The 24,322-nt window shown below is 61.3% G+C and carries 24 protein-coding genes; 10 read left to right on the top strand and 14 right to left on the bottom strand.

All coding sequences use genetic code 11. The annotated features are described in order from the left end of the window. The first annotated feature begins 45 nt into the window (after positions 1-45). Positions 46-867 carry an AraC family transcriptional regulator gene (locus GIW79_RS27200; protein ID WP_236455794.1) on the top strand — a complete coding sequence of 274 codons (822 nt, stop codon included), beginning with the start codon at positions 46-48 and terminating at the stop codon, positions 865-867. Here GIW79_RS27200 and GIW79_RS27195 read toward each other — a convergent pair. Further along, positions 860-2,050, bottom strand: a complete 1,191-nt coding sequence (locus GIW79_RS27195; protein ID WP_096142888.1) for an MFS transporter — start codon at positions 2,048-2,050, stop codon at positions 860-862. The two genes, GIW79_RS27200 and GIW79_RS27195, sit on opposite strands and share 8 nt — an antisense overlap. After that, positions 2,047-3,069 (bottom strand): alpha/beta hydrolase, encoded by a 1,023-nt coding sequence (locus GIW79_RS27190; protein WP_034127597.1) that lies wholly within the window; start codon positions 3,067-3,069, stop codon positions 2,047-2,049. The genes GIW79_RS27195 and GIW79_RS27190 overlap by 4 nt, the downstream gene beginning before the upstream one ends. Positions 3,070-3,232: 163 nt before the next feature. Between GIW79_RS27190 and GIW79_RS27185 the strand changes: the two genes are divergently transcribed. Then, positions 3,233-4,156 carry an AraC family transcriptional regulator gene (locus tag GIW79_RS27185; RefSeq protein ID WP_236455768.1) on the top strand — a complete coding sequence of 308 codons (924 nt, stop codon included), beginning with the start codon at positions 3,233-3,235 and terminating at the stop codon, positions 4,154-4,156. On the opposite strand, the gene GIW79_RS27180 is transcribed toward GIW79_RS27185, so the two are convergent. Further along, positions 4,131-4,637, bottom strand: a complete 507-nt coding sequence (locus GIW79_RS27180; RefSeq protein ID WP_020302594.1) for a GAF domain-containing protein — start codon at positions 4,635-4,637, stop codon at positions 4,131-4,133. The two genes, GIW79_RS27185 and GIW79_RS27180, sit on opposite strands and share 26 nt — an antisense overlap. Positions 4,638-4,690: 53 nt before the next feature. Beyond that, a complete protein-coding gene (gene proP, locus GIW79_RS27175) occupies positions 4,691-6,193 on the bottom strand; it encodes a glycine betaine/L-proline transporter ProP (protein ID WP_014718644.1) in 1,503 nt (500 codons plus the stop codon). Between the two features lie 305 nt (positions 6,194-6,498). On the opposite strand from proP, the gene GIW79_RS27170 reads away from it, so the two are divergent. Together GIW79_RS27170 and GIW79_RS27165 are read left to right on the top strand one after the other, a co-directional pair. Beyond that, the gene (locus GIW79_RS27170; protein WP_236455722.1) at positions 6,499-7,029 is read left to right on the top strand and encodes a GNAT family N-acetyltransferase; all 531 of its coding nucleotides are present in this window, start codon (positions 6,499-6,501) and stop codon (positions 7,027-7,029) included. 143 nt (positions 7,030-7,172) lie between these two features. Beyond that, positions 7,173-8,576, top strand: a complete 1,404-nt coding sequence (locus GIW79_RS27165) for an MFS transporter (protein ID WP_054897349.1) — start codon at positions 7,173-7,175, stop codon at positions 8,574-8,576. Here GIW79_RS27165 and GIW79_RS27160 read toward each other — a convergent pair. Both GIW79_RS27160 and GIW79_RS27155 read right to left on the bottom strand, forming a co-directional pair. Continuing rightward, positions 8,563-9,408: an alpha/beta fold hydrolase gene (locus tag GIW79_RS27160; RefSeq protein WP_054897350.1), complete on the bottom strand. Its 846-nt coding sequence runs from the start codon at positions 9,406-9,408 to the stop codon at positions 8,563-8,565. The two genes, GIW79_RS27165 and GIW79_RS27160, sit on opposite strands and share 14 nt — an antisense overlap. Beyond that, positions 9,405-10,388: a DMT family transporter gene (locus tag GIW79_RS27155; protein WP_089041799.1), complete on the bottom strand. Its 984-nt coding sequence runs from the start codon at positions 10,386-10,388 to the stop codon at positions 9,405-9,407. The genes GIW79_RS27160 and GIW79_RS27155 overlap by 4 nt, the downstream gene beginning before the upstream one ends. Positions 10,389-10,480: 92 nt before the next feature. Here GIW79_RS27155 and GIW79_RS27150 point away from each other — a divergent pair, with 92 nt between their 5' ends. Beyond that, complete coding sequence (locus GIW79_RS27150; RefSeq protein WP_236455720.1) at positions 10,481-11,389, top strand: LysR substrate-binding domain-containing protein; 909 nt, start codon at positions 10,481-10,483, stop codon at positions 11,387-11,389. A 30-nt stretch (positions 11,390-11,419) separates the two neighbouring features. Here GIW79_RS27150 and GIW79_RS27145 read toward each other — a convergent pair whose 3' ends face one another. The 3 genes from GIW79_RS27145 to GIW79_RS27135 form a co-directional block, all read right to left on the bottom strand. Then, positions 11,420-12,712: a PQQ-dependent sugar dehydrogenase gene (locus GIW79_RS27145; protein WP_014718638.1), complete on the bottom strand. Its 1,293-nt coding sequence runs from the start codon at positions 12,710-12,712 to the stop codon at positions 11,420-11,422. Beyond that, positions 12,709-13,134: a DUF2231 domain-containing protein gene (locus GIW79_RS27140; protein WP_054897353.1), complete on the bottom strand. Its 426-nt coding sequence runs from the start codon at positions 13,132-13,134 to the stop codon at positions 12,709-12,711. The genes GIW79_RS27145 and GIW79_RS27140 overlap by 4 nt, the downstream gene beginning before the upstream one ends. An 88-nt stretch (positions 13,135-13,222) precedes the next feature. Further along, complete coding sequence (locus tag GIW79_RS27135) at positions 13,223-13,546, bottom strand: hypothetical protein (RefSeq protein WP_089041797.1); 324 nt, start codon at positions 13,544-13,546, stop codon at positions 13,223-13,225. Positions 13,547-13,769: 223 nt separating this feature from the next. On the opposite strand from GIW79_RS27135, the gene GIW79_RS27130 reads away from it, so the two are divergent. The 3 genes from GIW79_RS27130 to GIW79_RS27120 are packed head-to-tail and all read left to right on the top strand — an operon-like array spanning position 13,770 to position 15,485. Then, entirely contained in the window at positions 13,770-14,249 is a 480-nt protein-coding gene (locus GIW79_RS27130) for an AAA family ATPase (protein ID WP_236455717.1), read from the top strand. Then, positions 14,246-15,043: a nucleotidyltransferase domain-containing protein gene (locus GIW79_RS27125; protein ID WP_236455716.1), complete on the top strand. Its 798-nt coding sequence runs from the start codon at positions 14,246-14,248 to the stop codon at positions 15,041-15,043. Before GIW79_RS27130 ends, GIW79_RS27125 begins: the two co-directional genes overlap by 4 nt. Continuing rightward, on the top strand, positions 15,036-15,485 hold the full coding sequence (locus tag GIW79_RS27120) for an NUDIX hydrolase (protein WP_236455714.1): 450 nt from the start codon (positions 15,036-15,038) through the stop codon (positions 15,483-15,485). Before GIW79_RS27125 ends, GIW79_RS27120 begins: the two co-directional genes overlap by 8 nt. Before the next feature lie 109 nt (positions 15,486-15,594). On the opposite strand, the gene GIW79_RS27115 is transcribed toward GIW79_RS27120, so the two are convergent. Beyond that, a complete protein-coding gene (locus GIW79_RS27115) occupies positions 15,595-16,173 on the bottom strand; it encodes a cysteine hydrolase family protein (RefSeq protein WP_057975776.1) in 579 nt (192 codons plus the stop codon). Positions 16,174-16,337: 164 nt separating this feature from the next. On the opposite strand from GIW79_RS27115, the gene GIW79_RS27110 reads away from it, so the two are divergent. Beyond that, positions 16,338-18,536, top strand: coding sequence for an OsmC domain/YcaO domain-containing protein (locus GIW79_RS27110; RefSeq protein WP_236455712.1), 2,199 nt, complete (start codon positions 16,338-16,340; stop codon positions 18,534-18,536). A 123-nt stretch (positions 18,537-18,659) separates the two neighbouring features. Here GIW79_RS27110 and GIW79_RS27105 read toward each other — a convergent pair whose 3' ends face one another. The 4 genes from GIW79_RS27105 to GIW79_RS27090 all read right to left on the bottom strand — a co-directional run bounded on the left by GIW79_RS27105 (position 18,660) and on the right by GIW79_RS27090 (position 23,609). Beyond that, positions 18,660-19,826, bottom strand: coding sequence for a cystathionine gamma-synthase (locus tag GIW79_RS27105; RefSeq protein WP_019817159.1), 1,167 nt, complete (start codon positions 19,824-19,826; stop codon positions 18,660-18,662). Beyond that, positions 19,823-21,199 (bottom strand): pyridoxal-phosphate dependent enzyme, encoded by a 1,377-nt coding sequence (locus GIW79_RS27100; RefSeq protein WP_060764260.1) that lies wholly within the window; start codon positions 21,197-21,199, stop codon positions 19,823-19,825. Before GIW79_RS27100 ends, GIW79_RS27105 begins: the two co-directional genes overlap by 4 nt. A gap of 684 nt (positions 21,200-21,883) precedes the next feature. Next, complete coding sequence (locus tag GIW79_RS27095; protein WP_236455710.1) at positions 21,884-22,366, bottom strand: VOC family protein; 483 nt, start codon at positions 22,364-22,366, stop codon at positions 21,884-21,886. Positions 22,367-22,424: 58 nt separating this feature from the next. Further along, complete coding sequence (locus GIW79_RS27090) at positions 22,425-23,609, bottom strand: MFS transporter (protein WP_096142897.1); 1,185 nt, start codon at positions 23,607-23,609, stop codon at positions 22,425-22,427. Between the two features lie 94 nt (positions 23,610-23,703). Between GIW79_RS27090 and GIW79_RS27085 the strand changes: the two genes are divergently transcribed. Beyond that, positions 23,704-24,322: LysR substrate-binding domain-containing protein (locus GIW79_RS27085; protein ID WP_236477445.1), on the top strand; the 619-nt coding region annotated here is incomplete at its 3' end.

The following is a 24,322-nucleotide window of genomic DNA, read 5'->3' as shown; positions in this document are numbered from 1 at the left end:
CCGCCACTCCATCTGGACTCGGCGTTTATGCTAGATTCGGCGCCAATGCCTGTCTCGCGCAATTCGGGCAGAAACCATCGCAAAAAGGGCGAAATGATCAAATCACTGGATAAATTTCTGCGAGAGATCGATGAGGGCGACTGGGCCGTCATCAGTTCGGCCACCGATTACCCCGAAAACTGGGTGATCCCCGAACACAGCCACAACAAGCACCAACTGCTGTACGCCATTGGCGGTGTGATGGTGGTGTACTCGGCCCTGAGGCAATGGACGGTGCCGCCCAATCGTGGCTTCTGGATGCCTTGCGGTCAAGTTCACTCGCTGCGCTGCGTGGGTACGCTGCAGATGCGCAGCGTGTTCGTGCGCCCGGACAGCTTCCCCAACCTGCCGGCCGAGCCCAAGACGGTGACGGTTTCGCCGCTGCTGAGTGAACTGATCAAGGCCTCGGTGAGCTTGAAGCCGCCGTATGCGGAGGATTCACGCGACGCGCGGATCATGCACCTGATTCTTGACGAACTGGCCATTCTCCCGGCCTTGCCGCTGTCGCTGCCCCAGCCTGCCGACCCGCGCCTGAGCCCGATCTGCCTGGCGTTGCAGGATGAACCGAGTGATGCCTCCACCGTGGCCGACTGGAGTGCGCGGTTGGGATTGGACCAGACCACCATCCAGCGCCTGTTCCGCAAGGAAACCGGCATGACCTTCGGCCAATGGCGCCAGCAGGCGCGGTTGCTGCTGGCGCTGGAGCGCATTGCGGTGGGGGAGAAGATCATCGATGTGGCGTTTGAATTGGGCTACGAAAGCCCCAGCGCTTTTACCAGCATGTTCAAGAAACAGTTTGGTAAAACGCCGAGTCATTTTTTCAAGTAGTGCCGCTTGCCATGGATGCGTGAGCAGGGCGCCGGGATGCCAGGTAAGCCAGCAGCGTGGCGACTACCAGCAAGGCGGCGCTCAACTCGAAGGTGGCCCGGTAGCCGCTCAAGTCGAATGCCACGCCACCGACGGTGGCACCGGCGGCAATCGCCAACTGGATGATGGCGACCATCAACCCCCCGCCGGCCTCAGCGTCGTCGGGCAAGGTGCGTGCCAGCCATGTCCACCAGCCAACCGGAGCAGCTGTCGCTACCAGGCCCCAGCAGCCCAACAGCAGGGTGGTGACAATCGCTGAACCGCCGAACCCCACCAGCGCAAGAGCAATGCCGGCCATGATCAACGGAATGGCAATCAGCGTCGGGTACAGGTGACGCTTGAGCAAATGCTCAATCAACACCGTACCCGCCAGGCCGGCCAGGCCGAGCACCAGCAGCATCAGCGACAGGGTGGACACCTCCACCCGGGTCACGCCTTCCAGGAATGGCCGCAAGTAAGTGAACAGCATGAACTGGCCCATGAAGAACAGGCTGACGGCGCACATGCCCAAGGCCACCTTGGAGTTTTTCAGCAGGCGCAGCGCATTGCCGGTGGCCGCCGTGCCGCTGTGCTTGAGCGCCGGCAAGCTCAGCCACAGCCAGGCCAGCGCAATCACGGCCACTGGCACCACGCAAAAGAATGCGCCGCGCCAGCCAATCAGGCCGCCAAGAAAGCTGCCCAGCGGCGCCGCGATCACCGTCGCCAGGGCGTTGCCACCGTTGACGATGGCCAAGGCCCGTGGCACTTGGGCGGGCTCGACCAGGCGCATTGCCGTGGCCGCCGACAGTGACCAGAAGCCGCCAATCGCCACTCCAATCAACGCGCGCCCGAGCATGAACACCGCGTAATTCGGTGCGAACGCCACCACGCTGCCAGAGACGATCATCAGCAGGGTCAGGGCCATCAGCAGGCGCTTGCGATCCATCCGCGCGGCAACCGCCGCGATCACCAGGCTGGTGAGCAAGGCGAACACCCCGGACACGGAAATGCCCTGGCCGGCCTGGCCTTCAGTGATGTGCAAGTCAGCGGCCAGCGGTGTGAGCAGGCTGACCGGCATGAACTCGGAGGCGACCAAGGCAAACGCCGCGAGCGACATCGCCAGCACCGCGCCCCAGCGTTGCGGTTGAGGGGTAACGGAACTCACTGCAAGTGGCTCTGGAAGAAGGTGGTGAGCGTGTCAAACGGGATCAGTTCGACGCGGTCGTACAGGTCTACATGGCCGGCGTTGGGGATGATCAGCAATTGCTTGGGCTCGGCGGCGCGTTGATAGGCGTCTTCACTGAATTCACGGGAGTGCGCGTTGGCCCCGGTAATCAGCAGCAGTGGGCGCGGCGAGATCGTCTCGATATCGTTGAAGGGGTAGAAGTTCATGAACTTGACGTTACTGGTCAGCGTCGGCCGGGTGGTGGTCTGCGATGAGGCGCCTGCCGGGGTGACTTCGCCGCGGGGGGTGCGGTAGAAGTCGTAGAACTCGTCGCCGACCGGATCGCCCGTGAGGCTCTGCGGCGTGCCACCGGTGTAGAGGGTCTCGCCGCCCTGGAACTCTACATAGCGCTGGTTGGCGGCCTGGCGCAGGATCTGCTGGCGCTGTTGCAAGGTCATGCCGTGCTTGAGGCCATTGCGGTTGGCCGCGCCCATGTCGTACATGCTGACGGTGGCGATTGCCTTGAGACGCGGATCGATCTTCGCAGCACTGATCACAAAACTGCCGCTGCCACAAATGCCGATGGCACCGATGCGTTCCCGGTCGACCTGTGGGCGAGTGCCGAGAAAGTCCACGGCGGCGCTGAAGTCTTCCACGTAGAGGTCGGGCAACACCGCGTTGCGTGGTGTGCCAGCGCTCTGGCCCCAGAACGACAGGTCCAGGGACAGGGTCACGAAGCCCTGTTCAGCCATTTTGGTGGCGTAGAGGTTGGCGCTTTGCTCTTTGACGGCGCCCATCGGGTGGCCGACGACCAGGGCTGCGTGCTTTGAGCCTGGGGCAAGATGCCTGGGCATGAACAGCGTGCCTGCGACCTGCATGCCGTATTGATTGTTGAAGGTGACAGGTTCGGCCGTCACTGTATCGCTGCTGTAGAAGTTATCCGCACCGTTAGACATATCGGCTCCAAATGAAGAAAGAGAAGTCACCAGCAAACCCAGGGCGAGCAAGAGGCGTTTCATAGGGGTGTTCCTCGTGAAGTGTTCGCACATTTTCCGGGTGACGGCAGGGCTTCTGTAGTGCATTTGAGTGGATTACTTGCCTGATCCTCTGAGTTTCAGGGCCAGGTGACGACGCCCGTGACTTGCGCGGGTAAAGTGCAATGAAGCATTGAAAGGGTCTGTCATGACGTCCACTCCCACCCCCCTGAACGCGCTGATCCAGTCGATTGGTCCGCGCACGCCGTCGCCCGGCGACTACGCCATGCCGATCCCCGGCCTGGGCTTTTATCGGCGTGAGCAACCCGCTGCGCCGGTGGTGTGCATGGTTGAGCCGTGCATCGTGCTGGTGGCCCAGGGCGAGAAGCAGTTGTGGGTCGGTGGCGAGGGCTATCCCTACGACACTTCCCGGTTCCTGGTGACGTCGCTGGACATTCCGGCCAATTCCGAGGTGCTGGCGGCCAGCCCCGAGCAACCGTGCCTGGGGCTGACGTTCAAGCTGGACCTGCGCATGCTCGCCGAGCTGATCGCCCAGGGTGGCTTGCCGCCGGTGCGTGAGCGTGCGGTCATGAAGGGCGTGGGGATCGGCAGGGTCACCGACGGCATGCTGGCCGCATTCGCGCGCCTGGTGGCGTTGCTGGATGAACCCGAGGCTATCCCGGTACTTGCGCCATTGATCCAGCGCGAGATTCATTATCGGCTATTGAAAAGCGACCAGGCCGGCCGACTGCGCCAGATCTGCTCGGTGGACGGGCAGGGCTATCGGATTGCCAAGGCGATCGACTGGCTGAAGTTGAATTTCGACGCGGCCCTGCGTGTGGAAGAGCTGGCAGCGCGGGTGCAAATGAGCGCGGCGACCTTTCACCATCACTTCCGGCAACTGACCGCGATGAGCCCGCTGCAATACCAGAAATGGCTGCGTCTGAATGAAGCACGACGATTGATGTTGAACGAGCACCAGGATGTCTCCAGTGCCGCGTTCAAAGTCGGGTATGAGAGCCCGTCGCAATTCAGCCGTGAGTACAGCCGGCTGTTCGGGGTGCCGCCCAAGCGTGATATGGCAACACTGCGGGGCCGGGCGGGTGTCAGTGATCCGCCGGGGTCAGATTAGCGTAGAAGATGCAGCCAATCAGCCGTGCGAACAGGCTCAGGGTTTCCGGCAGGTTCGGGTCGTCGAACAGCATGGCCCGTGAGTCCAGCGCACACAGCGCCCCGAACAGGCGGCCATCGGGCAGGAAGATCGGCGCGCCGGCGTAGCTTTCGATGGCGTATTGCTTGACCACCGGGCGTGACGCGAAACGGCCGTTCTGGCTGATCTGGGGGATGAACAGGGTGTGTGGGTTGATGCAGAACTCACTGCACAGGGTGGTTTCAAGGTCGAGTACGTCGTCGACGTTGATGCCCATTTGCAGCGGGTCGTAGGCCGAACACACCACCCATTCCTGGTCGGTGAACTTGGCGATGCCGGCGAATCTCATCCCGGTCAGACGAGTGACCAGCTTGAGGATGTTGGTGGTTGCTTCAATTTCGGCAATGGCGGCGCGCTCGTCTGCGCTGAGTAACCTGTGTGCGGCGGTGACGCTTGAAACCATGCTGAACGCTCCAATGGCGTGGTCGCAGGCCGCGACCACGCACAGTCAGGTTATTAGTTGATGCGCGGGTGTTGCTGTACCAGGTTTTCCCGCTTGGTTTGCAGCGCGGCAATCTCGGCATCGATGTCTTCGATTTTCTGCTCGATATTGTCGTGATGCTCCTGCAGCAGCTCCTTGGCTTCTTCCATGTCGGAAGCCGCCGGGGCCGCGCCACGCAGGGGCTTGTTGGCGGTTTCCTTCATGGTCAGGCCCGTGATCAGTCCAACCACTGCAAACACCATCAGGTAATAGGCGGGCATGTACAGGTCGTTGGTGCTCTCCACCAGCCAGGCCACGGCGGTCGGCGTAACACCGGCGATCAGTACCGAGACGTTGAACGCACTGGCCAGGGCGCTGTAGCGCAGATGGGTGGGGAACATTGCTGGCAAGGTCGACGCCATCACGCCGATAAAGAAGTTCAGCACCACCGCCAGAATCAACAGGCCGCCGAAAATCAGGCCGGTCTTGCCACTGGTGATCAGCATGAAGGCCGGGATCGACAGGAACAGCAGGCCAATGCTGCCGGCGATGATGAAGGGCTTGCGGCCGATCTTGTCGCTGACAAAACCAATGAACGGCTGCACGAACAACATACCGACCATAATCGCGATGATGATCAGCACGCCGCTGTTTTCGGCATAGTGCAGGTTGTGGGACAGGTAGCTCGGCATGTAGGTGAGCAGCATGTAGTAGGTCACGTTGGTGGCCGCGACGATACCGATGCAGGTCAGCAGGCTACGCCAGTGCTTGGTGGCGATTTCCTTGAACGAGACTTTAGGGCCGTGGCTCAGGCCTTCGCGGTCACCCTGTTCGAGTTTGTCGACATGCTGTTGAAACGCCGGGGTCTCTTCCAGCGCGTGGCGCAGGTACAGGCCGATGATGCCCAGGGGCAGGGCGAGGAAGAACGGCAGGCGCCAGCCCCAGGCCTCGAATTCGGCTTCACCGAGCACGGTGGAGATCAACACCACCACACCCGCGCCGAGCACGAAACCGGCGATGGAGCCGAAGTCCAGCCAGCTGCCAAGGAATCCGCGCTTGCGGTCCGGGGCGTACTCAGCCACGAAAATCGACGCGCCGGTGTACTCGCCGCCCACCGAGAAACCCTGGGCCATTTTGCACAGCAGCAACAGGATCGGGGCCCAGATGCCAATGGAGGCATAGCCGGGGATCAAGCCGATGGCAAAGGTGCTCAAGGACATGATCACGATGGTGGCGGCCAGGACTTTTTGCCGCCCGTACTTATCGCCCAGTGCGCCGAAGAACAGGCCGCCCAGCGGGCGAATCAGGAAAGGTACGGAGAAGGTGGCCAGTGCTGCGATCATCTGCACGCTGGGGGAAGCGTCGGGGAAGAACACCTTGCCCAGCACATAGGCGACAAAGCCATAGACGCCAAAGTCGAACCATTCCATGGCATTGCCAAGTGCGGCGGCGGTGATCGCCTTGCGCATCTTGTTGTCGTCGACAATGGTGATGTCTTTCAATCCGATGGGTTTGACGCGTTTTTTACGTAGTTTCATGCGGGCCACTCAAAAGCTGAACAGGGGAGGTGCCATCGCTACGATGGCACCGCTCTGTCAGTTCAGATACAAGTGGACACGAAATAATTCACCGCTTTGTGTATTTTTTCTCGCATGGGTAAAAATGCCTGGTTCTGAAGGCCGATGCATAGCTACCGGCAAAACAGATCAAATGTGGGAGCTGGCTTGCCTGCGAAAGCGGTGGTTCAGTTAAAGATTCAGTGACTGGCACACCGCTTTCGCGGGCAAGCCCGCTCCCACAAGGGGAGGCATTGTCAGTCAGGCAAAACAGGGAAGTCATTTAAATGCCAAGCAGTCATTCACGCCTTACCTACCGCCAACCACGACCCGCAGACGTTCAGCGATTGTTCGCGATCTTCGGCGATCCACGGACCAACCTGTTCAATCCTGCCGGCCCGCTGCCCAACCTGGGGGCGGCACAGCGGCTATTGGATCACTGGCTGGAACAATGGGCTTCCCAGAGCTACGGCTGGTGGGCGATTGCCCGCAAAGAGACCCCCGACCACATCATCGGGTTTGGCGGCATCGCGCCCCTTAATTACCTGACGCAGCGGCGCATCAACCTTGGCTATCGTCTGGCCGTGGAGGCCTGGGGGCAGGGGTATGCCACTGAGCTGGGTCGTGACGCCCTGGCGCTCGCGTTCGACACGCTATCGCTACCGGAAGTCTTCGGGTTAGTGCGGCCCGATCATGCTGCGTCGATCCGCGTATTGGAGAAGCTCGGCATGCAACGCTTTGGCCTGCTGGATGATGTCCCCGGTCAAGCGCCCAGCCTAGTGCTCAGGGTTTGTCGTCCTACAACTGCACAGCACTGACATTTTTCGAATTCACGTAATTCCTGGATAAGCGGCAATCTTTGCGATTGACACTGCGCGGGCGTCTCGCTATAAAACCAGCAGTTGTACGACGACATATGACGTTACATATGTCCTACCTAACAAAAATAAAAAGTGATGCCATGAATCTGAACGAGCCCATCAGTGCCCTTCGTGTCGGCCAGGCGGTCGGCAGCTATCGCTGGACGATCTGCGCGATGTTGTTTTTCGCGACCACGGTCAATTACCTCGACCGCCAGGTGCTCAGCCTCTTGGCACCGCAACTGTCAACGCAGTTTGGCTGGAGCAACACCGATTACGCCAACATCGCGGCGGTGTTCCAGTTTGTCTACGCCATTTCCATGCTGTTTGCCGGGCGCTTCGTCGACAGGATCGGCACCAAGGCCGCCTATGTGGTAGCCATTGGCATCTGGTCCACTGGCGCGATCATGCATGCGTTTTCGGTGCCGATGGGCGAGGGCATCGCGGCGGTCAGTGGTGCCATTGGCCTGGCCGTAATCCCGGTGTCCATTGCCGGTTTCATGCTCTCACGAGCGGTATTGGCGATTGGCGAAGCGGGTAACTTCCCGATCGCGATCAAGGCCACTGCCGAATATTTCCCCAAGAAAGAACGCTCCCTGGCCACCGGCATCTTCAATTCCGGCGCCAACGTCGGCGCGATTCTGGCGCCCATCTGTGTCCCCTTGATTGCTGGCATGTGGGGCTGGGAGGCGGCGTTTATGGTCATCGGTATGCTGGGTTTTGTCTGGGTTGCCGTGTGGGCCGCCGTGTATGAAAAACCGGAACAGCAAAAACGCCTGTCACCTGAGGAACTGGCCTACATCCGTAGCGACCAGACCGTACAACCATTTACCCCGGCACCGACGGGCACCGCAGGGAAGAAAGTCTCCTGGTTCAAACTATTGACCTACCGCCAGACCTGGGCGTTTGCCTTCGGCAAGTTCATGACCGACGGCGTGTGGTGGTTTTTCCTGTTCTGGTTGCCCACCTACCTGTCTGCCCAATACGGCATGAAAGGCGCCGATATCGTGATGCCGCTGGCGGTGCTGTACAGCATGACCATGGTCGGCAGTATTGGCGGCGGCTGGTTCCCCAGCTACTTCATGGCGCGCGGCGATGCCCCCTATGACGGGCGCATGAAAGCCATGCTGGTGATTGCGCTGTTCCCGCTGGTGGTGTTGCTGGCGCAGCCGTTGGGTTACCTCAGCTTCTGGGTGCCGGTGCTGCTGATCGGTGTGGGCGCTTCGGCACACCAGGCGTGGTCATGCAACATTTTCACCACCGTGTCCGATATGTTCCCGCAGAAAACCGTGGCCTCGGTGGTCGGCATTGGCGGCATGGCCGGTGGCCTGGGTGGCGTGCTCATGACCAAGATCGGTGGCTGGGTGTTCGACTATTACAAGTCCATCAACGACATCCATACCGGCTACATGATCATGTTTGCCATCTGCGCCCTGGCTTACCTGGTGGCCTGGAGCGTGATGAAGACGCTGGTGCCGCGCCACAAGGAAATCACTGATCTGTGACGCTAGCTAGAAAGGTCATCAAGGCAGCGACGATGACCTCGGGCGCGTCCTCTTGCACCAGATGCCCCGCACGCGGGACGCGCAGGTAGCGTGCACCTAATCTATCTGCGAGCGCGTCGCCTTGTGCCACGTTGATCCATTGGTCCTCCTCTCCCCAGAGCAATTGCACCGGGCAACGCAGCCCGGTGAGCCGGTCTTCAATCTGGTCGGTATAGCGCTGGTCCATTTGCGCAATCTGGCGATAGAAGGCGGGCTGGCCAATCTCACCTGTCCAGGGTGTGACGTAGGCGAGCAGCACCTCGGCAGGTAGCGGCGTGAAGGCGGCGCCCTGTAGATAGGCACGCACAATCGCCTCATGGATATAGGCCGGCGCGTCGCTGAAGGCCTGTTCATGGCGGCGCACATGCTGCACCAGCGGCGAACCCCAGGGCGCCATGGCGACGGGGTCGATCAAGGTCAGGCTGGCATAGTCGCAGCCATCGAGCAGATGCGCACGCAGCGCCGTGGCACCGCCAAAATCATGGGCCAGCACATGGGGGCGTTCCAGGCCCCAATGGTGTAGCAGTGCGGCGAGCAACAGGTTTTGCACGCCCAGGGACACGTCCTGGCCCGGCGCCTGTTCAGACTGGCCATAGCCAAGCAGGTCGTAATAGAACACGCGGTATTGCTGGGCGAACAAGGGTGCGATACGGCGCCACACATGGGAAGAGAACGGTGTGCCATGCACCATCACCAGCGCAGGCCCCTGGGTACCCAGCTGGCCCCAGCGCACGGTTTGATTGTGGAAGTCAAAGGTGTGGGGCAGTGCCAGTGCGTCGTTTGAATGGGTCATGGTTGAGTCTCCCCTAAGGTCTGATGGGTTGTGGCGGGTTTTGCCTGCGCCAGGAGGATACGAACCGCCATGACCACGCCGACGAGCACGGCAGCCAGGCCCACGGCCTCCATTGGCGTCGGCCAGCGCTGGTGAAAGCCTAGACCGAGCAGGCTGGCGAAGAGTGATTCCAGGGCAATCAACTGACCGCTCAGTACCATGGGCAGGCGCCGCGTTGCCGCGTTCCAGGCCCAGGCGCCGACCACCGTGGACATCACCGCGATGCCCAGGCTCCAGGCATACAGCGGCCATGCCTGGCTCCAAGCCGCGCCAAGGGTCGGCAACCGGAACAAGCCCAGCGCGTATAGCCATGGCAGCAGGCACAGCGCCGCGCCGCCTGCGCCTACCAGCATCAGGGCAGTCCACAGACCGGTTGCGCTGGCTGGCAGGCGCGCCAGTTGCTGTTGATTGATGACGCTGAACCCCAGCCACAAGGCCACTGCGCCCAGGGAGAAGCACAAAGCCGCCAGCCAGGAACCGGTGCCGGAGGCGGGCAGGTGGAGGCTGCTGACCGTGGCCAGCAACAGCCCCATGGTGAGGCAGGACAACGGCATCACTAACTGGCGCCATTGCAGGGTCTTGTGACTGGCGTTGCCTATCAACGCCAGTAGCACCGGGACCATGCCGACAAACGCTGGCGTCAGCACCGGGCCGCCGAACATCACGCCGGCAGCAATGCACGCGCCATAACCGAGGCAACCCAGTGCGCCCAGTGCTGCCGCCAGTACGCACTGGCCGGTGCTGAGTACACTCAATTGCGCCCTGCACACCATGATCCAGACGAGACCCAGCCCACCGGCCATCAGAAACCGTACGGCCATCAAGTCGTAGAGGCTGTAGACGCCGGTGACGTAGGGCGCAATGAAGTTCAGCGCCCAGCCAAGGGTGGCGACAACGGCAAATATCACACCGGTAAAGAGTGAGGTGCGGGCGCTGGTCATCAGGCTGATCCATGAAGTGAGGGATTCATGGTGCCCAGCGCTGCGGCTGTGCTACAAACGAGTTTTCAGCCTTGGATGCATAACCACAGATTATGAATGCACTTGGCAAAACCTTACCGCCTCTGGCCAGCCTCCTGCCGTTTGAAGCGGCGGCGCGCCTGGAGAGTTTCTCCAAGGCGGCCGATGAATTGCACATCACCCAGGCAGCGGTCAGTCGGCAGATCCGCGGGCTGGAATACAACCTGGGGGTCAAGCTGTTTTGTCGGCGCAACCGTGGGGTGTTCCTGACGCAAGAAGGGCGTGAGCTGGGGCGGGTGGTCAGCCTGGCCTTGCACAGCATCAGTGAGGGCGCGGTCAGCCTGAGAACATCGCCCCAGCGAAATCGCGTGGTACTGCTATGCCAGCTATGCGAGGCGTTCTATTGGTTGATGCCGCGCCTGGCGACCTTCCACCAGCAATACCCGCAGATCGAGATCCAGGTGGTGACCTGCACGCGGCCGATCACCCAGTTCGACGGGCATTTCGATGTGGCCCTGCAAAGTACCCGGCGCGCCAGTGGCAGCCATACGCTGATGTTCACCGCCTCCGACGAGGTGTTCCCGGTGTGCTGCCCCAGCTACCTCTGCCCGGAACAACCGTTATCACTGGCTGAATTAAAGCCCTGCACCTTTCTGCACCACAGCTCCGAGCCTCCGCATTTGATGGAGTGGGATGAGTGGCTGCAGATGTTCGGCCACACGCTGGCCAGGGATGCACGCAGTGCCACCTTCGACAGTTACCCGCTGATGTTGCAAGCCGCCGTGGAAGGGCACGGTATCGCCATGGGTTGGCGTCGTACCGCAAGCCGGCTGATTGACAGTGGGGCGCTGGTGCGGCCCTGCGCAGAAAGCGTGTTTTTGCCCGAGGCTATTTCGGTCTACAGGCAGCAAGGGGCGGGCAGTCGGGAGGAGGTCACGGCGTTGTTGGCCTGGCTTGACGCACAATTGCAAAGTGACGGCTGACAGGGGCGTCGCTGCCCCTGTCATCTGCGGTTATTGGTTACGCGTGACGCGCCAAATCGTATTGGCCAGGTCGTCTGCAATGATCAGCGCGCCTTTTGGGTCTACCGTCACCCCCACTGGACGCCCACGGGTCTTGCCATCGTCGCCGCGAAAGCCGGTGGCAAAGTCGATGGGCTCGCCCGCCGGTTTGCCGTTGCTGAACGGCACGAAGATCACCTTGTAGCCCACTGGGTTGTCACGGTTCCAACTGCCGTGCTCGCCGACAAACGCGCCGTCAGCGAATTTTTCACCCATGGCGGGGATGGAAAAATCCACGCCCAGCGCGGCCACATGGGAGCCCAGGCTGTAATCGGGTTTGATCGCCGCAGCCACCTTGGCCGGGTTCTGCGGTTGTGCGCGGGGGTCGACGTTCTGGCCCCAGTAGCTGTAGGGCCAGCCGTAGAAGGCACCTTCACGCACCGACGTCAGGTAGTCTGGCACCAGGTCGGGGCCGAGTTCATCGCGCTCGTTGACCACGGTCCACAGTTGCCCTGAGCCCGGTTGGATGGTCAGCGCCGTCGGATTGCGCAGGCCCGTAGCGTAGGGCTTATGCGCACCGGTGGCGGCATCGATCTGCCAGACCATTGCGCGGTCGATCTCCACTTCCATGCCGCGTTCGGTGATGTTGCTGTTGGAACCGATGCCCACATACAGCTGACGCCCGTCGTCACTGACGGCCAATGACTTGGTCCAGTGATGGTTGATCTGCGCCGGCAGGTCGGTGACTTTGACGGGCGGGGCGCTGGCCTTGGTCTGGCCGTCGGCGTAGTCAAAGCGCACCAGTGCGTCCTGGTTGGCCACATACAGTTTGCCGTCGGCGAATGCCAGCCCGTAGGGAGCGTTGAGGTTGTCGGCGAATACCGTCTTGAGTTCATAGGTGCCGTCACCGTCGGCGTCACGCAGCAGCGTAATGCGGTTGCCGCCCTTGACCTTGGTGTTGCCCTGGGCCTTGATCACACTGGCGATCACGTCCTTGGGCTTGAGTTTGGCCGCACTGCCGCCACGGCCTTCGGCCACCAGGATATCGCCGTTGGGCAGCACCAGGGTCTGGCGCGGGATCGCAAGGTCGGTGGCGATGGCGGTGACGCTGTAGCCTTCGGGTACCTTGGGCTTTTGATCGCCCCACGGCGTGGGCTCGGCAATCTTCATGCTCGGCAACAGGCTGCTTTGTTGTTCGGGCAGCTTGGGGTCAGGGCCGCGCGCCTGGGTCTTGTCACCTTCGCCGCCACAGGCACTCAGCAACAGGGCGGCGCTGAGCAGGGTCAGTGTGTTGAGTGGTTTCATCGGGCAGCTCCTGAACGCAGGTTGGTCAAGCCGATCCAGGTGGCGACAATCGCCAGCACGGTGATGATCGCCGACAGCACCAGGCCAGCAGGCATCATGGCGTAGGCATCCTTGGCATGTTGAAAGGCGTTCACCAGCCCCAGCACCCATGTGCCCAGCAACAGCAGGAAGTACGCCACCGGGCGCCCGCCCTTGTGTTCGGCGCGCAGCAGGTTGACCAGTGCAAACAGCAGGGCAAAACCACAGAACACCAGCGCCCCGGCGATCAGCCAGGAGGCAAAATTGGCCCATTGGATCTGGTAGGTCTGGCCGTAGGCGATATCACTGAGCAAGGCCCCGAGAAACAACGGCACGGTGCCGGCAAGCAATGTGCCATGCAACGGCCCAGGCCTGACGACGGGGTAAGTGGAGAGGGTAGTCATATTGGTGGCGGCTCCTTATCGTTCTGCACCCTGGGCTCAGGGCGCGCTGACTTCGCATAGGAAAGGAGCATGGCACTTGTAAGAAAGTTCACTGGGATGGCGTGTCGAGGTGTTTCTCGAACCATGCCCAATAGGGCGTATTTTTGACCTGGCGGCGGTTGTAATCCGGGCTGCCATCGCCCCACCACACAGGGCCACGCTCGCCCAATGCCACCTTGGCACGCTGCACCCGTTGCCGGGCGGCGTTCAAGGGTTCGGGGTCGGCGCTGCCCTTGGCTGACTTGACCGCCCGGCGTGCATCCATCAATTCATTGACCCAGTATTGGCGCGTCGCTTCATCCAGCGCCGGATTGGTACAGCGCCACAACTGCCCCTTGACCACAAAGTAGCGACCGTCCGGGGTGCTAAGCATGGTGCCAGCGCAGCACTCGCAGCACACCCCATAGCATCGAAATCACAATCGCCATCCAACCGGCAAACAGACTGAAGAGTGTCATTGCAAGGTTCATCACCACCTCCAATTGCGTTGTCGTCTCCTGATAGGTGACCTCGCTCGGGAACGAGGATTCAACTGGATGTGTTTACGATAATGCCTGCATGACTCATCCTGTTGGGCTCCTCCAAGGAATCGTTTTATGCCAACCCTGCACCTGTTATGCGGCAAGATCGCCTCCGGCAAGTCCACACTCGCCAAGACCCTCGCCACCGAGCACGCAGCCATTGTGCTCAGCGAAGACCAGTGGCTGGCCAGTCTCTACCCTGGTCAGATCCAGAGCATTGCCGACTACCTGCGCTGTGCCCAGCAGGTTCGTGGAGTACTTGAGCCGCTGGTGATCGATCTGTTGGCGTGCGGCGTCAATGTGGTGCTGGATTTTCCGGCCAATACCCTCGCCAATCGTCAATGGTTACTCGGCCTGGCCCAGGCAGCCAAGGTGCCGCACTGCCTGCATTACCTGGATCTGGACGATGCCACCTGTCGTGCGCGCCTGCATGCGCGCAATGCCCGAGGTGACCATGATTTTGCCGCCACTGATGCCGAGTTTGACCTGATCACTCGCCATTTCAGTGTGCCGAGGGAAGAGGAAGGGTTGGTGATTGAGGTACATCGCCCGTGACTACCCAAAAACCTGCAGGCATCGATGCCGACGGCTATATCCTCACCGTCGCTGATGGGCCTATACAACCGGAGTTCCAGCCCCTGCTGGCGGACGTTTGCGCTACCTTGTCCCGGCCTGAGCTGGGGCTGCACGGGATCTACCTGTATGGCAGCATTGCACGGGGCGAGGGCGAGGCCGGAGTTTGCGACCTTGACCTTTCACTGATACTGGTCGAACCACCGAATGCGCCGGTGCTTGAACAATTGGAGTCGGCCCGACTCGCTTTGGAGCAACGGCATCCGAGCGTCACCAAGATCGACTTCGACATCGGCCACCGCGCCCAGGTGTTGGCGCCCGAAAACCGAAACAGTTGGGGCTTCTGGCTCAAACATCATTGCCGCTGTCTCTGGGGCGAAGACCTGTCACTGCACTTCGAACCGTTTCGCCCGTCCCGCGCCATCGCCCTGGCGGTCAACGGCGATTTTGAACAGGCGCTTACGGCGTACCTGTTGCGCATCGAACAGGCCAGTACTGAACACACACGGCTTGGCCTGCAGCGGGAAGCATCGCGGGCCTTGATCCGCGCTACCCACACCCTGCGAGCCGAGGATGCGCAAACCTGGCCGCAAACCCTGGAAGACTACGTCGGGCTGTTCGTCCAGCATTACCCGAACATGCGCGTGCGAATCGCCTACTTCCTATTTGAAGCACGCAACCCGAGCGCCGAGGGCGAGGCATTTACGACACGCCTACGGGCGTTTCTGAGCTGGACGGTTTCCGCCCTCGTAGAAAGGAATCAATCAGATGCGTGAACGCAAAGCCGCACGATTACTGGTCATCAACCCTGCACAGCAAGTGTTGCTGTTTCGCTTCGTGCATAAAGACGGCGCCCTAGCCGGCCAGGATTACTGGGCCACACCGGGCGGCGGCGTAGAGGCTGGGGAGAGCTTTTACAGCGCCGCGATTCGTGAGTTGCGCGAAGAGACGGGTATCACGGTCAGCAGCGTTGGGGAATCCGTGGCAGAGCGTAGTTTCCCGTTGGTGTTACCCAGCGGTGAAACCGTGTTGGCAGTAGAGCGGTACTTCGTTGTGCATGCATCCAGCGACGCGCTTTCCAGGGCCGAATGGACAGTAGAGGAGACCCAGGTGATGGCGGATCATCATTGGTGGTCGGCAGAGGCGCTGCTCGCGACGAGCGATACGGTATGGCCGCAGGCGTTGCCGCAAATGCTGGAGGATGCCGGGGTGTTTTAGCCGTTTTCCATGAACGATGGGGGCAGGCGAATCGGGGCGACATTTAGGTAAGCGGCGGCTTTAGGGCTGTCACGGGAGCAAGCTCCCTCGCCACAGGTGCAGCATTGCATCAAAAAGCGCATCGCGGGTTACATGGATCTAATATTTCCCCGGTATTGAACACCCTTGCATAGTCCATCGCCAGGTTACTGAGCGACAACGCATGCACATCCTCTGCGGCCCACAGCCGTCCCGACAAGTCGGTTTGATCGAAGGTAAAACAGGCATCCGCCGCCACGATCACGTCGAACCCCAGGTTGCCGCCCGAGCGTGCGGTGGATTCCACTGAATTGTTGGTGATGACCCCGACGATTACCAACTGCTGGATCGAGCGCAGGTGCAGCCAGCGCTCCAGGCCCGTGGCGCTGAATGCATCCGGTACGTTTTTTTCCACCACATGCTCATGGGCCAGAGGGTGCAGCGCATCCTGGAACTCACAGCCGGGCTGGCCTGGCCGGAACACCGAAGCGCCAGAGCGGGAGATATGCCGCACATGAATGATCGGGCGTTGCGCCTGGCGCCAGGCATTGAGCAATTGCTGTATGTGCTGCTCAGCGTCTGGGTTGTTGCGGCGGCCAAGGGTGGGATCGGCCATGCCTTTTTGCATATCGATGATCAACAGTGCGGCGTTCGGCGCTATCGGTTCCATGGCCTGTCCTGGCAGTGGTGAGCATTATCTAACTGGAGCAACGCGCTCCCACAGGGCGGACGTTAGCACTGATCAGCAGCCCATACGCAAAACCCTGAGACTTCCCGGCGAAACGCTTCATAATGGCGGCCAATTTGTTTAGCTCGTTATTCTGGTGTGCCCGCATGGAAATTAAGGTCAACTTTCTCGACAACCTTCGGCTTGAAGCCAAGTTCGATGACTTCACGGTCATTGCCGACCAGCCCATCCGCTACAAGGGCGATGGTTCGGCACCGGGGCCATTCGACTACTTCCTGGCTTCGTCGGCGTTGTGTGCGGCGTACTTTGTGAAGTTGTACTGCCAGACGCGCAATATTCCCACCGAGAATATTCGCCTGTCGCAGAACAACATCGTCGACCCGGAAAACCGCTACAACCAGATTTTCAAGATCCAGGTCGAATTGCCCGCAGATATCTCCGACAAGGACCGCCAAGGCATCCTGCGTTCCATCGACCGCTGCACCGTGAAGAAAGTGGTGCAGGCCGGGCCGGAATTCGTGATTGAGGAAGTCGAGAACCTCGACGCCGATGCCCAGGCGCTGTTGATGCCCAACTCCACGTCCGCAGCAGGCACCTACATTGCCGGCAAGGACCTGCCGCTGGAGCAGACCATCGCCAACATGTCGGCGATTCTCGCGGGCCTGGGCATGAAGATCGAGATTGCCTCGTGGCGCAATATCGTGCCCAACGTGTGGTCGCTGCATATCCGCGACGCCCATTCGCCGATGTGCTTTACCAACGGCAAAGGCGCGACGAAAGAAGGCGCGCTAGCGTCGGCCCTGGGTGAGTTCATTGAGCGCCTGAACTGCAACTTCTTCTACAACGACCAGTTCTGGGGCGAGGACCTGGCCAACGCGCCGTTCGTGCATTACCCGGACGAACGTTGGTTCCAGCCGGGCCCCAACGATGAGCTGCCGAGTGAAATCCTCGATGCCTACTGCCTGAAAGTCTACAACCGCGAGGGCGAGCTGCGTGGTTCACACCTGTTCGACACCAACTCCGGCAACGAAGCCCGGGGCATTGTCTCGCTGCCGTTCGTGCGTCAGTCCGATGGCGAGGTGGTGTATTTCCCGTCCAACCTGATCGAAAACCTCTACCTGAGCAACGGCATGAGCGCGGGTAACACCTTGGCCGAAGCCCAGGTGCAGTGCCTGTCGGAGATTTTCGAGCGAGCGGTGAAGCGCGAAATCATCGAGGGCGAATTTGCGCTGCCGGACGTACCCGCCGAAGTGCTGGCCAAGTACCCTGGCATCCTGGCGGGTATCGAAGGCCTGGAAGCCCAGGGCTTTCCGGTGCTGGTCAAGGACGCGTCCCTGGGCGGTGAGTTCCCGGTGATGTGCGTGACCTTGATGAACCCGCGTACCGGCGGCGTGTTCGCTTCGTTCGGCGCGCACCCCAGCCTGGAAGTGGCGCTGGAACGCAGCCTCACCGAGCTGCTGCAAGGCCGTAGCTTCGAAGGCTTGAACGACCTGCCGCAGCCGACCTTCGAAGGCCAGGCGGTCACCGAGCCGAACAACTTCGTCGAGCACTTTATCGATTCCAGCGGCGTAGTGTCGTGGCGCTTCTTCAGTGCCCAGTCGGATTATGAATTCGTCGAGTGGGACTTCTCCGGCCAGGGCGAAGACTCCAACGCCCAGGAAGCCGCCACGCTGTTCGGCATCCTCGAAGGCATGGGCAAAGAGTCGTACATGGCGGTGTATGAGCACCTGGGCGCTACTGCCTGCCGCATCCTGGTGCCGGACTACTCGGAAATCTACCCGGTGGATGACCTGATCTGGGACAACACCAACAAGGCGCTGTTTTTTCGCGAAGACATCCTCAACCTGCACCGCCTCAGCGAGGAGGAGCTGCAGGCGTTGGTCGAGCGCCTGATAGAAAGTGAGCTGGACGACTACACCGATATCACTACGTTGATTGGCATTGAGTTCGACGACAACACCGCGTGGGGCCAGTTGACCATCCTGGAGCTGAAACTGCTGATATTCCTGGCGCTGAAGCAGTATGAAGAGGCCAAGGAATGCGTAGAGATGTTCCTGCAGTACAACGACAACACCGTTGAGCGCGGCCTGTTTTACCAGGCGATGAATGCGGTGCTGGAGATGGAACTGGATGATGACCTGGAACTGGCTGACTACGAGGCCAACTTCCGGCGCATGTTCGGTAATGAGCGCATGGACGCGGTGATCGGTTCGGTTGACGGCAGTGTGCGCTTTTATGGGCTGACGCCGACCAGCATGAAGCTGGAAGGCCTGGACCGGCATTTGCGCTTGATCGACAGCTACAAGAAGCTGCATGCGGCGCGGGCCAACATCACCCAGGGCTGATACACAATGATCGTTCCGACGCTCCGCGTGGGAATGCAGTCAGGGACGCTCTGCGTCCCCAAGCGTGACGCAGAGCGTCACCGGATGCGTTCCCACGCGGAGCGTGGGAACGATCAAATTGAGTTAGATGTGGGCCAAGGCTTGCGCCAGATCGGCGCGCAAATCCTCCACATCTTCAACCCCCACCGACAAGCGCACCAGCCCATCGCCAATCCCCAATTGCGCTCGCGTCGCCGCCGGGATGCTGGCATGGGTCATGATCGCCGGGTGTTCGATCAGGCTTTCCACGCCCCCCAGGCTCTCGGCCAGGGCGAAGATCTTCACGTTTTCCAGAAAGCGCGTCGCGCCGGCCAAGTCGCTGTTCAAGTCCACTGAAATCATCCCGCCAAAGCCGCGCATCTGCTGTTTCGCCAGGTCGTGCTGTGGGTGGGATTTGAGGCCCGGGTAGTGAACCCGCGACACTTGTGGCTGTTGTTCCAGCCAGGTGGCCAGGTCCAGGGCATTGCTGCAATGGCGCTCCATGCGCAGCGCCAAGGTTTTTACCCCGCGCAGGGTCAGGAAGGCATCGAACGGCCCGGCGATGGCGCCGATGGAGTTTTGCAGGAAGCCCAGGCGTTCGGCCAGTTCAGCGTTGTCACCGACAACAGCGATACCACCGATCACATCAGAATGCCCATTGAGGTATTTGGTGGTGGAGTGCACCACGATGTCGAAGCCCAACTCCAGCGGGCGCTGGATCCAGGGGCTGGCAAAGGTATTGTCGGCCACGCAGATAATCCCGCGGGCACGGCAGATGCGGGCGACGGCGCGCAGGTCGGTCAGGCTCAGCAGCGGGTTGCTTGGGGTTTCGACCCAGACCATGCGCGTGTCGTCCTGCAATGACGCTTCAAACGCCGACAAGTCGCTGAGGTCGACATAGCTGAAACGGTGCCCGGCACTGCGCTGGCGCACCTTGTCGAACAGGCGGAAAGTGCCGCCGTACAGGTCGTTGCCCGAGACGATATGCGCGCCGGCATCCAGCAGTTCCAGCACGGTGGAGATCGCCGCCAGCCCCGAGGCAAATGCAAATGCCTGGCTGCCGCCTTCAAGGTCGGCCACGCAGCGTTCCAGGGCGAAACGCGTGGGGTTATGGGAGCGGCCATAGTCAAACCCCTTGTGCACGCCGGGGCTGTCTTGCAGGTAGGTGGAGTTGGCGTAGATCGGCGGCATCAGCGCGCCCGTGGTCGGGTCGGGTGACTGCCCGGCGTGGATCACACGGGTGGCAAACGCGCTTTTATCGGGCTGGCTCATGCAAGGGATCTCCGTAGGTGGTTAAGCAGGTCGACGCGGGTGATCAGGCCATGAAAGCCTGCGGCGTCGGCAATGATGGCGACCAGGCCGCGATCCAGTTCAGCCTGCAGTTCGGCCAGGCTGGCGTTGGGGGCCAGGGTGTGCAGGGTGTTGGTCATGGCGCTGGCGACGGTCATGGAAAAGTCTGCAGCGTCGTGGTGCAGGCCCAGCAGGATGTCGGACTCGTCGATCACGCCCACCAGAGTCTGGCCATCGACCAGCACTGGCAGTTGCGACACGTCCGCCAGGCGCATGCGCTGGAAGGCGGTGAGCAGGGTGTCGTCGGGGCTCACGCTGATCACGCGGCCGTCTTCGAAGCGGCGCGCGATCAGATCGCGCAGGTCGCCGTAGTGTTTGTACTGCAGCAGGCCCGCGTCGTTCATCCACTGGTCGTTGTAAACCTTGGACAGGTAGCGCGTACCGGTGTCGCAGACGAAGGTGACCACGCGCTTGGGCTCGGTTTGCTCGCGGCAGTAGCGCAAGGCCGCGGCGAGCAGTGTGCCGGTGGATGAGCCGCCGAGGATGCCTTCGGCCTTGAGCAATTGGCGGGCGTGGTCGAAGCTGTCTGCATCACTGATGGAGTAGGCGTGGCGCACGCTGGACAGGTCGGCAATCGAAGGGATGAAGTCTTCGCCAATACCTTCCACTGCCCAGGAACCAGGGGTTTCCAGCTTGCCGCTGCGGCTGTATTCGGCCATTACCGAACCGACCGGGTCGGCCAGCACCATGGCCAGTTCGGGTTGCACGCGCTTGAAGAACCGCGTCAAACCGGTGAGCGTGCCGGCCGAGCCGACGCCCACCACAATCGCGTCCACATCGTGCTGGGTCTGCGCCCAGATCTCCGGTGCGGTACTGGTCTCGTGGGCCAAGGGGTTGGCCGGGTTATTGAACTGGTCGGCGAAGAACGAGCCTGGAATATCCTTGGCCAGCCGTGCCGCCACGTCTTGGTAATACTCGGGATGGCCCTTGCCCACATCGGAGCGGGTGATATGCACCTCGGCGCCCATGGCCTTGAGGTGCAGCACTTTTTCCGTGGACATCTTGTCGGGTACCACCAACACCACCCGGTAACCCTTGGCCCGGCCCACCAGCGCCAGGCCCAGGCCGGTGTTGCCGGCGGTGGCTTCAATGATGGTACCGCCAGGGCGCAAACGACCGTCGCGTTCAGCGGCGTCGATCATCGCCAGGCCGATGCGGTCCTTGATGGAACCGCCGGGGTTTTGCGATTCAAGCTTGAGAAACAGCGTGCAGGGGCCGGTATCGAAGCGGCTGACCTTGACCAGCGGGGTGTTGCCGATCAGCTCAAGTACAGCAGGGCGTGAAGGGGTGGGCATGTCGTCTCCTGGTTACGGGATGGGCGCAGGGCGGGGGACAGCAAAAAAACAGCATGGCTTGGAACATAGGCCGGTATTGACGGTGTCGCAACCGGGCGTCCGTTGCATGACTTTTTTTGCCGCATGGGGGAGGGCGCGCGATCCAGATGTAGGAGCTGGCTTGCCTGCGATGGTCATAGGTATCTACACAAATTTGGTGCGACGCTGAACCTGTGGCGAGCTAGCTTGCCCGTGACGGCCTGACAGCCGGCGTCGATCTAACTAACGCGCCGCGATTCAAATGTGGGAGCTGGCTTGCCTGCGAAGGCGGTCTGCCAGCCGACCGGGATATTGGATCTGACCGAGTACATATCCATTATTAAGGTAACGGCCACCGATGGTTCCGCCCTGACGGCGGCTCACTTTGCAAAAGCCGGGATGCCGGCCCAGGCCAAAGTAAGCAAAACGCTCTTGCCCCACCACTCGGCACCTCGCCTAGGCTCGGTGTGCCCGTAATCCGCCAGCGCGGTTTAACGGGGCGCCTAAGATCAAGAGCGACTCGCTTCGCATCGTGGTTGCTGTCTGCTGTTACAACCCACAAAGTTGTGTAGATACCTATGCTGCGATGGCGGTGGTGCTGTTGGCATTTACGCTGCCTGACCCACCGCCATCGCGGCCTCGCCAAGGCTCGAGCGCTCCCACCGTTCAGTTTCCGGCAATGGCGGCTTCGATGGCAGCGATGTCGATTTTGGTCATGGTCATCATCGCTTCAAATGCACGCTTGGCGACGGCAGGATCTTTACTGGTAACTGCATCGACCAACACCCGCGGCGAGATCTGCCACGACAGCCCCCACTTGTCCTTGCACCAACCGCAAGCGCTCGCCTGCCCACCGTTGTCGATGATGGCATGCCACAAACGGTCGGTTTCCTCCTGATCCTCGGTAGACACCTGAAAGGAAAACGCTTCACTGTGCTTGAACAGGGGGCCGCCATTGAGGCCCACGCAGGGGATACCCAGTACGGTGAATTCCACCGTCAACTCATCACCCTGCTTGCCGGATGGGTAGTCGCCAGGCGCACGGTGTACGGCTTTTACTTCGCTGTTGGGGAAGGTGTTGGCGTAGAAGGTCGCTGCCTCCAGAGCATCGCCGTTGTACCAGAGGCAGATCGTATTCTTGTTGTTCATCGCAAGGCTCCTCGGGTTGAAAGGTGCATGAAGTCTAGACGAACAACCTGCACGCTACTCAGGCTTGCACCGTCTCCCGGCCAGCGCGTGAGTCGGCCCGCCGCGAACGCCAGCTCAGCCCCAATACCATCAGCAAGCCCAGGCCCGCCATCAGTGCGCCTGCCAGGGATATGGCCGGGTAGCCGAGCCCGGCATTGATCACCGCGCCACCCAATGCCGCACCAATCGCATTGCCAAAATTGAACGCACCGATGTTCATCGCCGAAGCCAGGTTAGGCGCGTCTTTGGCGGCCTCCATCACCCGCATCTGCAGCGGCGGCACCAGGGCAAAGCTGGCAGCGCCCCACAGTAGGATCGACAGTGCAGCGGGCAACGGCCATTGCATGAGCACCGAAAAGGCCAACAGCACGGCAATCAACACCACCAGCGAGATGATCAAGGTGCGGTCCACCGAGCGGTCCGCTGACTTGCCACCCCACACATTGCCCAGGGTGAGCCCGATTCCGAACAGCACCAGCATCCCCGTGACGAAGTTGGTCGAAGCGTGGGTAACGTCCCGCAGAATCGGCGCGATGTAGGTAAATACCGTAAACATCGCACTCGAGCCCACTACTGTCAGCGCCAACGCCGCCAGCACAGGCCCGCGACCCAGCACCCGGATTTCCGCCATCAGGCCGCCACCCTTGGGCGCGGGAGTATTGGGCAAGGCCCACCACAGCGCAGCCATGACCACCGCGCCAAGTCCACTGATGCCCCAGAACGCGGTGCGCCAACCAAAGTTCTCACCAAACCAGGTCGCCAGAGGCACGCCGCCAATGGTTGCGAGGGTCAGCCCCATAAACATCGCCGCCACTGCCCCCGCGCGCTTCTCGGGCGCCACCAGGCTCGCGGCCACAATCGAGCCAATCCCAAAGAACGCTCCGTGATTGAGCGACGTCACCAGCCTGGCGATCATCAATGTCTGGTAGTTGCTGGCCAGTGCCGACAGCAAATTACCCAGGGTAAAAATCGCCATCAGCCCGATCAGCAGATACCGGCGGGGCACCCTGGCCGTCGCCAGGGTCATGATCGGCGCGCCGATCAACACGCCCATGGCGTAGGCGCTTACCAACAGCCCTGCAGCGGGAATGGAGACATCAAGATCAGCGGCGATACCGGGCAACATGCCCATAGGTGCAAACTCTGTGACCCCGATGCCAAAGGCACCGACGGACAATGCTACAAGGGGGGGATTGATACGCATGGGTGACTCCTCATCTGTGAGCCAAATGCTACAATACTGCCTTTTTCAGCAGTAGCCCTTGGTTGGGAACTACAGCTTTGCGCAGGAGGCACAAATGGACATCGGCGGGCGTTCGGGAGAGATGGAAGTCTTCACTATGGTCGCCGAGCACGGCAGCCTGTCGGGCGCGGCCAGGGCGTTGGGGCTGACCCCATCGGCCATCAGCCGCATCATCACCCGCACCGAACAGCGCGTAGGCACCCGCCTGCTGCTGCGCACTACCCGCGCCATCACCTTCACCGCCGAAGGCGAAGCCTACCTGCGCGGCGCCCGGCGTATCCTCGCCGACATGGCCGAAGTCGAAGATGCCATCACCGACCAGGGCGCCCCACGCGGACGCCTACGCGTCAGCGCCGCACTGGCCCACGGCCGCATGACCATCGTCCCCCTGATCGCCGCCTTCAGCGCCCGCTATCCCGCCATCGTCGTCGACCTGATGCTCGGCGATGAAGTCGTGGACATCCTCGGCGGCCAAGCCGACGTTGCCATCCGCTTCGGCCCCCTCGCCGACAGCCCCCTGACTGCTCGCCTTATCGGCTCTACCGGGCAGGTTATCGTTGCTTCACCGGACTACCTGGCACGGCATGGCACCCCCGTGACGCCGCAGGATTTACTGCAACACAACTGCCTGCGCTTCAACTTCCGTAGGGCGGCGCCGGATTGGCCGTTTCGGG

It is taken from the genome of Pseudomonas sp. PA-7-1E, assembly GCF_021605325.1.
Taxonomy (GTDB): Bacteria; Pseudomonadota; Gammaproteobacteria; order Pseudomonadales; family Pseudomonadaceae; genus Aquipseudomonas; species Aquipseudomonas fluorescens_BV.
The sequence above is the reverse complement of the archived record's forward strand: the minus strand, read 5'-3'. Positions and strand labels throughout refer to the sequence as shown.

What these genes read in the sequence shown, in the direction of transcription:
- GIW79_RS27120 (WP_236455714.1), top strand. Translation starts at nt 15,036, where the DNA reads ATGCGTGAACGCAAAGCCGCACGATTACTGGTCATCAACCCTGCACAG.
- GIW79_RS27105 (WP_019817159.1), bottom strand. Translation starts at nt 19,826, where the DNA reads ATGAGCCAGCCCGATAAAAGCGCGTTTGCCACCCGTGTGATCCACGCC.
- GIW79_RS27110 (WP_236455712.1), top strand. Translation starts at nt 16,338, where the DNA reads ATGGAAATTAAGGTCAACTTTCTCGACAACCTTCGGCTTGAAGCCAAG.
- GIW79_RS27100 (WP_060764260.1), bottom strand. Translation starts at nt 21,199, where the DNA reads ATGCCCACCCCTTCACGCCCTGCTGTACTTGAGCTGATCGGCAACACC.
- GIW79_RS27190 (WP_034127597.1), bottom strand. Translation starts at nt 3,069, where the DNA reads ATGAAACGCCTCTTGCTCGCCCTGGGTTTGCTGGTGACTTCTCTTTCT.
- GIW79_RS27165 (WP_054897349.1), top strand. Translation starts at nt 7,173, where the DNA reads ATGAATCTGAACGAGCCCATCAGTGCCCTTCGTGTCGGCCAGGCGGTC.
- GIW79_RS27150 (WP_236455720.1), top strand. Translation starts at nt 10,481, where the DNA reads ATGAATGCACTTGGCAAAACCTTACCGCCTCTGGCCAGCCTCCTGCCG.
- GIW79_RS27145 (WP_014718638.1), bottom strand. Translation starts at nt 12,712, where the DNA reads ATGAAACCACTCAACACACTGACCCTGCTCAGCGCCGCCCTGTTGCTG.
- GIW79_RS27160 (WP_054897350.1), bottom strand. Translation starts at nt 9,408, where the DNA reads ATGACCCATTCAAACGACGCACTGGCACTGCCCCACACCTTTGACTTC.
- GIW79_RS27200 (WP_236455794.1), top strand. Translation starts at nt 46, where the DNA reads ATGCCTGTCTCGCGCAATTCGGGCAGAAACCATCGCAAAAAGGGCGAA.
- GIW79_RS27185 (WP_236455768.1), top strand. Translation starts at nt 3,233, where the DNA reads ATGACGTCCACTCCCACCCCCCTGAACGCGCTGATCCAGTCGATTGGT.
- GIW79_RS27135 (WP_089041797.1), bottom strand. Translation starts at nt 13,546, where the DNA reads ATGCTTAGCACCCCGGACGGTCGCTACTTTGTGGTCAAGGGGCAGTTG.
- GIW79_RS27180 (WP_020302594.1), bottom strand. Translation starts at nt 4,637, where the DNA reads ATGGTTTCAAGCGTCACCGCCGCACACAGGTTACTCAGCGCAGACGAG.
- GIW79_RS27130 (WP_236455717.1), top strand. Translation starts at nt 13,770, where the DNA reads ATGCCAACCCTGCACCTGTTATGCGGCAAGATCGCCTCCGGCAAGTCC.
- GIW79_RS27155 (WP_089041799.1), bottom strand. Translation starts at nt 10,388, where the DNA reads ATGACCAGCGCCCGCACCTCACTCTTTACCGGTGTGATATTTGCCGTT.
- GIW79_RS27170 (WP_236455722.1), top strand. Translation starts at nt 6,499, where the DNA reads ATGCCAAGCAGTCATTCACGCCTTACCTACCGCCAACCACGACCCGCA.
- GIW79_RS27140 (WP_054897353.1), bottom strand. Translation starts at nt 13,134, where the DNA reads ATGACTACCCTCTCCACTTACCCCGTCGTCAGGCCTGGGCCGTTGCAT.
- proP (WP_014718644.1), bottom strand. Translation starts at nt 6,193, where the DNA reads ATGAAACTACGTAAAAAACGCGTCAAACCCATCGGATTGAAAGACATC.
- GIW79_RS27115 (WP_057975776.1), bottom strand. Translation starts at nt 16,173, where the DNA reads ATGGAACCGATAGCGCCGAACGCCGCACTGTTGATCATCGATATGCAA.
- GIW79_RS27090 (WP_096142897.1), bottom strand. Translation starts at nt 23,609, where the DNA reads ATGCGTATCAATCCCCCCCTTGTAGCATTGTCCGTCGGTGCCTTTGGC.
- GIW79_RS27095 (WP_236455710.1), bottom strand. Translation starts at nt 22,366, where the DNA reads ATGAACAACAAGAATACGATCTGCCTCTGGTACAACGGCGATGCTCTG.